Origin of the sequence: Staphylococcus sp. MZ3 (genome assembly GCF_018622755.1) — a bacterium.
GTDB classification, from domain to species: domain Bacteria; phylum Bacillota; class Bacilli; order Staphylococcales; family Staphylococcaceae; genus Staphylococcus; species Staphylococcus aureus.
In genome coordinates this window covers 109815-122924 of sequence record NZ_CP076026.1, presented here as the reverse complement: position 1 = coordinate 122924, position 13110 = coordinate 109815, and the positions used below count along the sequence as shown (strand labels likewise).

Annotated in this window: 12 protein-coding genes; all 12 read right to left on the bottom strand. The window is 35.8% G+C overall.

Annotated features, from left to right (window positions below; all coding sequences use genetic code 11):
* Window positions 1-119: 119 nt before the first annotated feature.
* Window positions 120-812, bottom strand: coding sequence for a sugar transferase (locus KI230_RS00545; protein ID WP_000736082.1), 693 nt, complete (start codon window positions 810-812; stop codon window positions 120-122).
* On the bottom strand, window positions 775-1755 hold the full coding sequence (locus KI230_RS00540) for an NAD-dependent epimerase/dehydratase family protein (RefSeq protein ID WP_001789408.1): 981 nt from the start codon (window positions 1753-1755) through the stop codon (window positions 775-777). Before KI230_RS00540 ends, KI230_RS00545 begins: the two co-directional genes overlap by 38 nt.
* A 69-nt stretch (window positions 1756-1824) precedes the next feature.
* Window positions 1825-1947, bottom strand: a complete 123-nt coding sequence (locus KI230_RS00535) for a hypothetical protein (protein ID WP_001805695.1) — start codon at window positions 1945-1947, stop codon at window positions 1825-1827.
* A 143-nt stretch (window positions 1948-2090) separates the two neighbouring features.
* Window positions 2091-2867: a (S)-acetoin forming diacetyl reductase gene (locus KI230_RS00530; RefSeq protein WP_000183771.1), complete on the bottom strand. Its 777-nt coding sequence runs from the start codon at window positions 2865-2867 to the stop codon at window positions 2091-2093.
* Between the two features lie 211 nt (window positions 2868-3078).
* Window positions 3079-3705, bottom strand: a complete 627-nt coding sequence (locus KI230_RS00525; RefSeq protein WP_000414628.1) for a DMT family transporter — start codon at window positions 3703-3705, stop codon at window positions 3079-3081.
* 195 nt (window positions 3706-3900) lie between these two features.
* On the bottom strand, window positions 3901-4665 hold the full coding sequence (sbnI, locus tag KI230_RS00520; RefSeq protein WP_001015549.1) for a bifunctional transcriptional regulator/O-phospho-L-serine synthase SbnI: 765 nt from the start codon (window positions 4663-4665) through the stop codon (window positions 3901-3903).
* A 3-nt stretch (window positions 4666-4668) separates the two neighbouring features.
* Window positions 4669-5871 carry a staphyloferrin B biosynthesis decarboxylase SbnH gene (sbnH, locus tag KI230_RS00515; protein WP_001223709.1) on the bottom strand — a complete coding sequence of 401 codons (1203 nt, stop codon included), beginning with the start codon at window positions 5869-5871 and terminating at the stop codon, window positions 4669-4671.
* A complete protein-coding gene (gene sbnG, locus KI230_RS00510) occupies window positions 5871-6647 on the bottom strand; it encodes a staphyloferrin B biosynthesis citrate synthase SbnG (RefSeq protein WP_001186804.1) in 777 nt (258 codons plus the stop codon). Before sbnG ends, sbnH begins: the two co-directional genes overlap by 1 nt.
* Window positions 6622-8472 carry a 3-(L-alanin-3-ylcarbamoyl)-2-[(2-aminoethylcarbamoyl)methyl]-2-hydroxypropanoate synthase SbnF gene (gene sbnF / locus KI230_RS00505; RefSeq protein ID WP_072384832.1) on the bottom strand — a complete coding sequence of 617 codons (1851 nt, stop codon included), beginning with the start codon at window positions 8470-8472 and terminating at the stop codon, window positions 6622-6624. The genes sbnG and sbnF overlap by 26 nt, the downstream gene beginning before the upstream one ends.
* Window positions 8381-10117: an L-2,3-diaminopropanoate--citrate ligase SbnE gene (gene sbnE, locus KI230_RS00500; RefSeq protein ID WP_001179888.1), complete on the bottom strand. Its 1737-nt coding sequence runs from the start codon at window positions 10115-10117 to the stop codon at window positions 8381-8383. Before sbnE ends, sbnF begins: the two co-directional genes overlap by 92 nt.
* Entirely contained in the window at window positions 10107-11363 is a 1257-nt protein-coding gene (gene sbnD / locus KI230_RS00495) for a staphyloferrin B export MFS transporter (RefSeq protein ID WP_000610051.1), read from the bottom strand. The genes sbnE and sbnD overlap by 11 nt, the downstream gene beginning before the upstream one ends.
* Window positions 11356-13110, bottom strand: coding sequence for a staphyloferrin B biosynthesis protein SbnC (sbnC, locus tag KI230_RS00490; protein ID WP_001179388.1), 1755 nt, complete (start codon window positions 13108-13110; stop codon window positions 11356-11358). The genes sbnD and sbnC overlap by 8 nt, the downstream gene beginning before the upstream one ends.

The window sequence follows — 13110 nt, the reverse complement described above, 5'->3', positions numbered from 1 at the left end:
TGGCACATATTTCTTAATGCCATTTGATACTGTCTCAAGGGATTCCTCGTTATACTGTAACAATTGGTCACAATCTTTAAAATGTAACTTTTATTTGAACTTAGTTAAGTAAATTAAGACTACCTTGAGCCTTCCCCTGTAATAACAACCATCAATGTTCTAATTGATATATATAGTTCCATCATTAAACTACCTTTATGTATATATTTCATGTCATATTTCAGTTTTTGTTGCGGTGTTAAGTCATATCCACCTTGAATTTGCGCAAGTCCTGTTAACCCTGGTGTAACAAGACATCTTTGCTCGAAACCTATCACTTCTGAACTAAATAATTCTACAAATTCCGGACGTTCCGGGCGTGGTCCAATAAAACTCATTTCCCCTTTAACAACATTAATTAGTTGTGGTAATTCATCAATGCGTGTTTTACGAATAAACTTCCCGACATTTGTTATACGATCATCATCTTTATCAGCCCATTGCGCACCATTTTTCTCTGCGTTTTTACACATCGAACGTAATTTGTATATTTTAATTAATTTACCCATCTTCCCAACTCTAACCTGACTATAAATAGGGTTTCCTGGCGAATCTATGACGATAGCAATGGCGAATATGAACATAATCGGAAATGTTAAAAATAATAAAACGATACTTAATACTAAGTCAATCGCACGTTTAATTGGGTAATAGCCTTTTCTCACTTCTTCGAGTGCATCTAATTTTCTTTGATAGGCATAACCCTTATTATTATGGACAGCTTCAATGTCATTTTCACGACATTTCCACTTCTTTAGCTGTAACTTCTTCAATATTATCTACCTCAAAATTAAAGTAATCCTTTAAACCTGTTTCTACTGTATATTTAGGAACAAATCCTAATGCCTTTAAGTTAGAAATATCTGCATAAGAATGCTTAATATCTCCTTTTCGTGCTTCTTTAAATTCATGCTCGACTGATTTTCCATATAATTCACCAATAATACGATAAACCTCTAATAAATTAGTAAAAGTGCCTGTACCAATGTTATAACCGTGTCCAATTGCATCTTTGTGTTCCATAATTAAGCGTACAGATTGAACAACATCATATACATATACAAAATCTCTAGTTTGCAGTCCGTCACCAAAAAATGTAAATGGCTTGTTATGCTCAAATGAATCGAACATCTTTGAAATCACACCTGAATATTGTGACTTAGGATCCTGTCTTGGCCCAAATACATTAAAAAATTTAACAACCGCTGTTGGTATGTTATATAACGAACAATAATTTAATGTCGTCCGTTCGCCGTAATATTTATCTATTGCATATGGTGATAATGGTAAGATTAATGATTGATCACTTTTAGGCAAATCAGGAAGATCACCATAAACAGCTGCTGACGAAGCAAAGATAAAACGTTTTATATGATTATTATATTTTTTAATGATTTCTAACAATCTTAATGTTGCTACGACGTTTATTTCTTGAGATAAGATAGGTTTCTCAACCGACTCAGCAACACTAACTAATGCTGCTAAATGAATAACATAATCAAATTGATATGTCTTCATGATTTGTTCAACTGCATCATATTCACGAATATCTAATTCAAACACATGATCGTCAGCCAAACTTTTAATATTTTCTCGTTTACCTGTTCTATAGTTATCTAGAACATAAACATCATAATCTTGTTGTAAATCATCTACTAAATGCGACCCAATAAAACCAGCCCCACCAGTTATCAAAACTCTTTCCAAATCTTCCACCTCATTTATACATTAAAAATATATCATAAAAACATAAAGTATTGTAAGCTTTTTATCGATATTTTTTATTTATAAAAATAAAATGAGATAACTTTGTGAATTTTTATTGAGATAAATTAGATAGTGACGTTTTTGTGTTGTTTTATAATATCTTGGGTGTGTTAATACTAATAATGCTTTCAACTGATGCATTAGACTGTGACATCATAACTCACTTAAGAACTTCGCTTATTAATTTTCTACCAATACACTCCCTTCTAAGTGCACTAAAAAATCCTTACTGCTAAGTGATTAAACTTAACAATAAGGATTTATTTATCATTAGTGGATGATTATTAACGGAATCTCATACCACCATCTACAATAATCGTTTGTCCAGTAATGTAATCAGAGTCTTTACCAGCTAAGAAGCTCACTACATTTGAAACATCTTCTGGTTGAGAAACTCTGCCCAAAGCAATCTGACTTGTAAATTGTTCCCAGCCCCATGCTTCAGGTTTACCTGCCTCTTCGGCTGTTGCCACTGCGATACTTTCCATCATTGGTGTTTGAACGATACCAGGTGCGAATGCATTCACAGTAATACCTTCAGACGCTAAATCTTGTGCGGCTACTTGTGTTAAACCTCGCACTGCGAATTTTGTACTGCAATATAAAGACAAGCCTGGGTTACCCTCAACGCCTGCTTGAGATGTTGCATTGATAATTTTACCGCCATGATTGAATTTTTTAAATTGTTCATGTGCGGCTTGAATACCCCATAGCACACCTGCAACGTTCACGCCATATACTGTTTTAAACTGTTCTTCAGTAATTGTATCGATTGGTGTTGTTGGTCCAAGGCCGGCATTGTTAACCATGACATGGAAATCGCCAAATTGCGCGGCAGTTTGTCTTACTGCGTTAAATACATCATCACGGTTTGATACATCTGCTTTGATAGCAATAGCTTTTGTACCATCACTTGATAATTTAAGTGCAGCTGCTTTTGCCCCTTCTTCATTGAAATCAACAACTGCTACTTTGAAACCATCTTCCACTAAACGTTCTGCAATTTTAAAACCAATCCCTTGTGCTCCGCCAGTTACTAACGCTACTTTGTTGTTTGTCATAAAGATCACTCCTCAAATTACTTTCCTTTAATTACATTTTACTCCTCTTCATTTGAATAGTACAACAAAGGTAGCTCCATTTAACAAAATATTCAGATATTTAAGGTATAGTTAAACGCACTACCATTAGTGATTGGCAATGCGTTTAAATGTCGTTTTAAAAGTTCTTATGTTGAATATTATTTTTTTAAGTCTCTCGATTAGTTTGTCATCAATCTTTTTTCGAGACATGGTCTTTTGATTCAATCGGCGGTTCCGTGTTATCACTGACAACTTTAGTTGTAGCTTCATCTTTATGTATTTCTTCGTTAAATCCTTCAAGGTTTTTAGTCGTGGGATTTTTAACCTCAGGATGTTCCATCATGTCTTGACTATCAAGTTCCTTTTTACACGTGTCTTTATGTGATGCTTGATTTGCGTTCCCTTTACTTTTTTGAATAGTGGTAGTATCTGCTGCAGCTACTAATTTTTTTCTACCTAAAATAGATATGGCTGAAACAAACCAGAGTATTGCAGATACAAAGTTGCATAATACTAAAGCAATAATAGCCAATACAATTAATATGACACCTTTTGAAATCCTTTCTTTAAATAAGTCAGATGCCAATACGATGACAGGTACGATTGAAAGTATAATTACAAATATAGAAATTATTGCCGATATAACTATTGTTACTATTAAATAATCAGCTCTGCTACCTGATAATAAATAGAAAAGGCCGAAAATTAGTCCATAGCAAATTACAAACCCACATAAAGTTATAGCCATGAGTACTATATAAGCTATTTGAAAATATAAACCTATCTTTATGAATGATTTTTCTACATTTTTTTCCATGTCTATTCCCCATTTATTTAATATTTATACTTTACCTTAATATACCTTATTTTATTTAATTTTTATATGCAAAATACAAAAATGGAGAACTTCAATATTTATAAAATATCAAAAGTTCTCCACACTATATTGTTTTATTATATTTTCGCTATCAATACGCTAAATCATCATATTTCCCTCAACATCACAGTAAAACTATTGCTCCACCAAGTATACTTTTTCAGTATAGCATCTCATATTGGCAAACTTATCTGCTAAAAACTGCTTCCAATTGCGCAGTTGTTCAACATCATCATCTTGTTTAAGTAATGCCAGTGGTACTTGAAGATTAAGACATCGTCCTGAAATATTAAAGCGTGTCACACCTGCTGGCACAGTTTCCCCTTTATGAACAACCGCTTCAATTTCCTTATAACTCAATGGCTGATACTTCATGAGTACATCTTGTTGAGAAAGACAAGGATATGTACCTTGTGCAATTCTCTCTACAGAACAACAACCACTATAACTTGCGACAACCTTTTCCCATACTTGAAAATGTGCTTCGCCTAAATCTTTCGTATACAAATATTGTTCTGTATCACCATGACACATCGTAATAAATGGCGCTTCTTGTCTTGTCTCAGTAGTCCATGGCAAGCGATGTTCTTGTTGTAACGTTTCCCACCACACACCAAATGGAACTTTATGTTGCCACGTACTAATTGAATATTGTGTTTCATGGATTTCTTGCACTGGAACTTTCTTACATCCTAACGCTTTCAAACTTGTATACCGATGCACACCATCTATAACCATATATCTACCATGTTGCATCGCTGTCACTAAAATAGGATGACGTATAAAATCATCTGCTTCAATACTACTTTTCGTCTTTTCCAATCTTAAAGGTTCGAATGTTTCGTGAAGATCAATCTTATCTACTGGTACCAATTTTAAATGTTCATGAATATGATTCAATAGTTATTCATCCTCCTTTGTTTGCGTTAAATAAATAAATTCAGGATGTGGATGGCTTAAGAAATCGTGATGTGAAATAGACCATCCGTATGCACCTGCATATTTGAAAACAATAACGTCGCCTGTACTGATTGCGTCTATCTGTACTTCTCTAGCAAAGACATCTTTCGGTGTACATAATTGACCGACTAACGTTGTGTCCTGTCTCGAAATTGAAACTTTTTCAAATGAATATGGATTGTCCTTATAGCGATAAATTTCAAAAGGATGGTTATGCTGCCAAGATACCGGCAGTCTAAATTGTTGCGTACCTCCTCTTAAAATGGCATACCAAGCACCATGCACTTTCTTAATATCTAGCACTTCTGTCACATAGTAACCAATATGTGCCACAATAAAGCGCCCACATTCAAAGTTCAATGTCACATCTTCCATTTCTTGCTCAACGATAAGTGTTTTAAAATTTTCTACAAAATTATCCCACTCAAATTGGCTAGTTAAATCTGCATAGTTAACCCCTATACCACCACCAAGATTGATATGTTTGAGTGGAAATCGATGTTTTTCAGACCATGATTTTGCTTTTTTAAAATAAAGTTTCACTACATCGACGTGTAAATTCGAGTCTAAATTGTTAGAAATAGAATGAAAATGAAAGCCATCTAGATGAATATTTGGCATTGCTAGCGCAGCTTCAATGACATCATCAACTTCGTCTTCAGAAATACCAAATTGTGTTGGGCGTCCTGCCATATGCAACGTTGCATTGGGAAATGGTCCTGCTAAATTAACACGCAATAAAATGTGTTGTGTCTTATCTTCATCTTCTAAGATGGCATTTAGCCGTTGTAATTCATGCATACTTTCAACATGAATACGCTGAACACCTTCACTTACTGCATATCTTAGTTCCTCGTCTGTCTTACCAGGGCCACCAAAAATAATATGATTTGCTGGTTTAAAAGCAAGACCTTTTGCTATTTCACCTTGAGATGCAACTTCGAATCCTTCAACATACTGACTAATTGTATCTAGGATTGTTCGTTCACTATTTGCTTTCATTGCATAGTACATTTGACAATTACTCGGCAATGACGATGTAATATGTTGCAAATGATGTTCCAGTCCGACTAAATCATAGATATAATGACAAACTGGATGAGATTGTGCTTTTAATTGTTCAATAACAGGTTGAACTATACGCATTAGCCATCATCCCCTTTCTGTTTAGACGTCGCTAGAGATGCACTTAAATGGCGATATATTTTTCCGCGATCATCACCTAAAATAAATGTTTGTACACCTTGTGCCTGCCATTTTGCAATATCTTCATCTTCACGTGGTAATGCACAAAAATGTTTACCATGTGCATTCACAACCTCAAAAATATGTTGAACATGTGATGTTACTTGATCATCACGCGTTTGCCATGGTATGCCAAGTGACTGCGATAAATCTGCGGCACCTTCGACTATCATGTCTAAACCTTCGACTTGAGCTATATCGTCAATGGCCATAACCCCTTCAACATCTTCTATCATGGCAATCACCATAATATGCTCATTAGCCATCTCCATTGCATCAAGTAATGGTGTACGTCCAAATCTTGCCATGCGACCACCATTCAAACTTCTTAATCCTTGCGGGTAATAACGACTTAATTTCACAATATGCTCAACTGTCTCACGATCTTTAACGTGTGGCACAATAATACCTCTCGCACCCATATCTAACACTTTAATGATATCTCTATCTATCACTGCAGTGACACGTACAATTGGTATAATATGCGCTGCTTCAGCTGCACGAATTAAATGCGCTAGTGTCTCATCATTAATCGCCACGTGTTCTGTATCAATCACAACAAAGTCATACCCGCTTGCTGCGATAACCTCGATCATCAATGGGTCCGGTATAGAATTAAAAATGCCATAAACTGAATCACCATTGTTTAATCTATGTTTCAGAGATAGTTGTTGCATCATTGATACCTCCTACACCTAATGGATTTGTAACATGATGAATTCTTAACTCGGAGTCACTTAATAATCGACGTGTCGTTAACTTTTCAACTTGAATCGTAGGTTCAAACAAATCGAAATGTTGATAGTTATTCAACTCTGGAAATGCTTCTTGATACGCCTCGATAATGTCTTTAACCCATTGCCATTGTCGCTGCTCATCGATACCATATTGCTTTTCAATAAATAAGATGATTTCGGCGATATTAATAAAGAAAAATGCATCATGTAAAAAGTCGCGTACTAAACGTTCGTCATCTGTTTCAATAAATGAATTACTATTCACTTTTTTATGTGCTTCTGGCATTGGCTTTAATGTCAGGTGTGAAGCAGCTTCACTTAAATGCTCACGCTTAAAACGAACACCATCATGGAAATCTTTTAAGGCAATACGTGTAGGCCAACCATTTTCATGAATGAGCATCATATTTTGTGCATGCGATTCAAAGGCAATACCGTGATAATAAAGCATATGAATCATTGGACGAATCGCTACAGCTAAAAATTGCTTTGTCCAAGCTTCAGAACCATATTGTTTAATCCAATTTTCAATGAATGGTACACCATCCTTATCACTTGCATAAAGTGCATTAAATGGTATCGCATCCTCTTCATCGATTAACATGTGATATATATTTTCACGCCATATAACACCTAACGCACCATAAACTTGAGTTTGTTTATAAGGCGAAAGTTGTGTATTTAAATAAGACTGTCCTAAGACTTCCCCTAGAAAAGCTGTCTTTAATTCATCTTTTAAATACGTATCTTGTTGCTGTATCTGCTTTAACCAATCCGTAATTTGCGCTGCATTTTCAATTGTATGAGGCGCCAACACTCGTTTCGTTGAAGTGTTCGTTATACTTATTGGTACCTTTAAATAATATTTTGTCGTGTCTATTGGCGACATCGTACGAATCGATTGTTGAGGATGATATAGCTCATCACTTTCCCCTAACCATAGTACTGTGCCATTAAGCCTTTCTTCAGCCAAATCAACTTGGATGACATGTTCAAACTGCCATGGGTGTACAGGTATCATCTCAACATCATTTACATGTTTGCCAGACGCTTCAATTTGCTGTACAAAATGTTCATAAGTCTTATCGCCAACTTGTTGACGTAACATTTCGTTAACTACAACATTTCTTGATACCGTCGTTTCTACTTTATCTTTGTCGATAGCTAACCACTGCAGTTTAACGTTTGGTACAAAATCAGGACCAAATTTCAAATTATCACTCAACGTAAATCCTAAACGTGATTTGTAACTTGGATGATACTGATGCCCTTCCATCGCATAAAATTCATAGTCGTTAAATGTCTCAGGTGTTGCTGGTGGGTTTGATTCTCGATACTGCATACTTTGTGTATCTTTTAATTCTGTCTGTAATAACTCAACAATAAATTGTTCTAGCTTTTCATCATTTTTAGGAAATGTAAATACAACCTCTCTCAATAATTGTGTATAGTCTGTTGTTGTATCTGCCTCATCTCCTACGACACGCTCAATTGGTGATGTGATACGTATACGATCAAAGCTATGTGTCTTTTCAGCAGTAAAACGATACTCTGAATCATGTCCTTCTATTGTAAAATGACCGACACCGTCTTGATATGACGCTTTATACACAACAATATTCTCATAAATAAGTGATGATACCAGTTGGTGCATCACTCTAGTCTTTACACGATTAAGAATTGTTTGATTCACAATACGATACCTCCTTGTTATGACAAATTGGATTTGGTATATGTGTATAAATAGGGTTTGCACCACAATCATTCAATTTACTCATCAAATTCGCTTTAGCCGCAATGGTCGGCGTTTGATATAAATCTTCTACACAGTCAACAAACACTGCGTTATTCGCGTATTCTTTTTTCCAAGTCATAAGACGATGCGCTACAAGTTGCCATAACACAACTTCATTTCTAGTCGCTTTACCAATAGTTGATACTAAATGTCCTAAGTGATTTACTACAACGTAATATTTAAGACGATGCCATGCTTCATCATGTGCATATACAACAGGGCTTGATGCTGCCACAACATTTGGCACAAGTTGTTTTTCAGTAGCAATCGTTCTAGATAGACAAATGCCTTCAAGATCTCTGACAAAGCATACGTCGGGTATGCCATCTTTTAATTCAATTAATGTATTTTGTACATGTGCTTCTAGACTAATGCCTGTGTTACTAAACAGCTTTAATATCGGCAATAATGTACGATTCAAATAACATTCAAGCCATGCTTCTGGTGCTAAACCACTTTGCTCAATCACTTGTGATAACTTAGACATCGGTGAATCAGGCATTGTTTCAAATAATGACGCCAATACATGAATATCTTTATCAGCATGGTAATTCGGTATCCCTTCACGAACAATCATGGCACTATTTGTTAATAAATCCATTTCAGGTTCAACTGTTTGCCCTAATGGATTCGGTAACAATGCACGATATCCTTCTTCAAACATCAATTTAAAATGGGGTGTTTCAACCTCATCTTTGACTGATGCGATAACTTGCGCGGCATCAATTGTCCGTTCAATCTGTTCAAGGTCATTCGTACGTATAAAATTAGTGATTTTAACGTGTATCGGTAATTTTAAATAAATGTTTAATGCTTTTGAAAATACAGTTCTAACCGAAGACGTCGGGTACACTGAATCACCGGAAACGCCAAGGTCTTTTATTAAACCTTGTTCACTATATTGCATATACTGTGGATGCTGTCGCAACACATTGATTTGATAAGGATGTGTTGGTAATAAAATAAAATCTTTGGGTATCTCTGATATATCTATGTCTGCTAATTGATACAACACTTTCTCAACCTGATCTTCTTTACCTTCTACATAGCGCGTGAGCAGAACATCTTGATGCACAGCTAAATAATGCAATTGGAATGATGTATGACATTCGGGTGCATATTTCTCTAAATCTGCTTCTGAAAACCCACTTGCACTCTTAGGAGTCGGATGAAATGGATGACCTAAGTATAAAGATTGTTCTGAAACGATATAACGATCCTCTACGTAGTCTATTGTGTTACTTTGCAAATAACGCGCCGTGCGATGAATGCTATTATCGATGTCAGACATAATTTGCGCCATATGTTGTTGCACTGCCGTTTGATTATCTGCACTTTGAGCCATATGTTGCAAAATACGCGCAATTGCTTCTTTATAAGTTGTTATTTTTTTACTTTTTCCATCGATAAGCCATACCTCTGGATGATACATATGATGCCCCATCGCAGACCAATAGCGAAATTCACCCGTTAAAGTTTCGAGCTCTGATAATTGTATAGACCATTGATGATTTTGAGGTGGTACTTGATATAAATTTTCTTCTCTAAAATATTCATTTAAAATGCGTTCGATAGCCGCATACGCTGCATGTTGTATTAATTCTTTATTTTGCACTTTTTTGTTTCAACTCCCATAATTTCATTAATGTGTGATCGTTGATTTGATTAGTGATGGTTGAACAAATTAAAAATAAACTACTTACTGCAAATACTACGCCCATAACGATAAACGTAGTAGCTGGTGTAGTATAACTTGTAATGGCAGCGCCACTAAGACTGCCAATAATTTGACCAACAACTAACATACTGTTCGTCGTTCCAACAAATGTGCCTTTAAGTTGTTGATGACACGCATTCACGACAACAAACATGACACTTTGAATCAATGCACTATATGTTAATCCTTGAAGTATTCTTGCAGCCATTAAAAACTCTATATTCGTCGCTAAACCTTGCAGTATCGCACTACAACCACATGCAATCGTGGCAAATATATATACTGATTTAACATATGATTTATCATTAAAGCGTCCCCATAAAGGCGCGCTTAATATCGAAGCCGTCCAAAATGCGGACTGTAAAAATCCAATCACACTACGGTCATCTATCGCTGTATGATTCACTGATGAAGCAAGTGGTGATAATGCAGTTAGCATGCCATACATAGCAAAGTTTGCTAAAACGCCAACGATAATAAATCGACATGTTTGTTGTGTGCATAATAGACATTGAAATGAACGGCGAATACCTTTATTAATATTTGGTGTTTGTGATTTTGGCATATGTGTCGTTTCAATCAATTTTAATGCACCGAAAATACAGACAATAAAAGTAATAACGGCAATACTCATCAGTAACGCACTAAAACCTAATATCGAAGCTGTAACACCGCCAATTAATGGCCCCACAAGAGACCCTGCGCTGACTGAACTTTGCAGTCTTCCTAATACCTTTCCACGATCTTCAGCTGGCGCCTCTGCACTCGCAAACGCACTTGATGCATCAACAACACCACCAAATAGTCCCTGCAATAACCTCACAAGTACAAACTGTAATGGTGTCGTACACAATGCCATTAAAAATAAGCATACCGCCAAACCAAGTAACGCTCTTAACACCATCCATTTCCGGCTAATCTTATCACCTAGCTTCCCCCATATCGGCGAAGCTATCATCGTCGTTACAGCTGGAGCAGCAATCGCTATACCACTCCACAACTGTATTTCTACGACTGATAGATTTTGTAGTGATGCCATATAAATTGGCAATAATGGCACAAGTACTGTCAGTCCAGCAATCGCTATAAACTGACTGAGCCATAAAATGCGAAAGTTACTGCGCCATATAGACTGATTAATCATATGTCACCATTGGATTTGGTACGGTAGTTAAACCTGAAGGCATACTACCTCCACCACTATCACGTTGATATAGCAATGGTAATAAAATTTGTTTGAATGGCCACGTCTGTTTATCAAATAAAATGTGTCTGACAGCTAGCTGATCAGTTGTAACCCAGGAAATAGTTGCCACTTCATTCTTTAAAATTTGTTTTAACAACGACATAAGTTCATGCTCACTTACACCAAATAAATCTTGAATTGCATCAATAATGGCATATAGATTTACCGATACAGCTAATGTTTGAAAATAAGCAAAGAATGTTTCCAAATCTTCATTAATTAGCGTATTAGGTGTATCTTCTCTGACGACATACTTCGGCAATGAAAGCTGATGTGCTGTTAGCCATGGTTTATAAATTCTGACAGTATCATGATCACGTAACACGCATTTTTGTACACGTCCATCTTCAAATGACAACAATATATTTTGACCATGCAACTCTGGTAATGCGCCGTATTGCATAAATGATAGTGTTACCTTTAAAAAGACTTGCGCGATATCTTCAAATAACGTCATGACATCATTTTTAGAAATATTATCTTTTCCACAAATCATTTGATATAAAGTGCGATCATTTGCCGCGAGTGCTGCCATTGACACTAGCTGTTGCGTATCATTTTTGGCTAGCACTTCGGGATATTTTCTTAGCTGAACAGTTAGATGACCTAATTGATCTTTGAAAATATCATTATCTTGACCCATATATGACCACCAAGCTGTTTCATCACAAACCATGACATACTTAGCTAGTGCTTCATCTTTTTCTATAAGCTGACGTAATAATTGTTCTGCTTGTTCTCCGTTTTTCATGTAACGCGTAGGCGTTAGCCTTAATGCCCCTAATGACTGCATTGCAAATGGTACTTTGACATGGTTATACGGTGCGCCAATATCAATTAATGAACGCATACTTGAAGACGACAGATAATCTCCAAATTTTAACGGTAATAGTACAACCAACTTTTCACTAATCTCTTTCGCAAAGACGTTCGGCAAAATATGCTGATATTGCCAAGGATGTACCGGAAATAGTACATAGTCATCTATTGATAACCCTTGATCATTTAACATGTCTGTCGCTTGTTCTTTTATAGGTGCTGTCAAATTTTCTAATTCATCGATATTTGCAGTATCGCCATGAATCATATGTGTCTTTTTAACTGCTGCAACCATTAAAGGAAATGATTGATTTAATTCAGCTTGATACACTTGATAATCCGCTTCTCTTAATCCTCTTTTTTCTTTAGCTAATGGATGAAATGGACGATCTTTTAAACTTGCAAACTGCTCTGACATCACAAAAGGATGTGACGCTAAATCTAATTCTGATAATTGTTTAGCAAGCTGTGTGGCAGCAGTAGTCAGTCCTTCTTCAACTCGAGCCACTTCCCATTCATGACTTAAATCACAATTCATATTAGCAATTGTTTGCCAAAATTCAGCTGCTGTTAAAGGTTGCTTAGACGCCCTTCCCTCTATCGTAATTGGTTGTGAGCTTTCATAACGAAACATATTTAAAGCACTAAAATAAACAGGTATCTTTATTTGTTGTGTTTCACGTTCGTATATCAAAAGCGTTTGTCCATTTTCTTTAGTAATATCACTATTCGATACAATACCGGCTATATCTTCAAATAATAATGCATCAACTAAATCTCTTAATATTATCGTTTGTGCTGTATTGACTGCTGTATGATTCTGCAA

Coding starts and splice junctions, on each gene's coding strand:
- KI230_RS00535 (WP_001805695.1), bottom strand. CDS start 1,947: ATGCATCAGTTGAAAGCATTATTAGTATTAACACACCCAAGATATTAT.
- KI230_RS00530 (WP_000183771.1), bottom strand. CDS start 2,867: ATGACAAACAACAAAGTAGCGTTAGTAACTGGCGGAGCACAAGGGATT.
- KI230_RS00525 (WP_000414628.1), bottom strand. CDS start 3,705: ATGGAAAAAAATGTAGAAAAATCATTCATAAAGATAGGTTTATATTTT.
- sbnH (WP_001223709.1), bottom strand. CDS start 5,871: ATGCGTATAGTTCAACCTGTTATTGAACAATTAAAAGCACAATCTCAT.
- sbnG (WP_001186804.1), bottom strand. CDS start 6,647: ATGCAACAACTATCTCTGAAACATAGATTAAACAATGGTGATTCAGTT.
- sbnF (WP_072384832.1), bottom strand. CDS start 8,472: ATGATTGTGGTGCAAACCCTATTTATACACATATACCAAATCCAATTT.
- sbnD (WP_000610051.1), bottom strand. CDS start 11,363: ATGATTAATCAGTCTATATGGCGCAGTAACTTTCGCATTTTATGGCTC.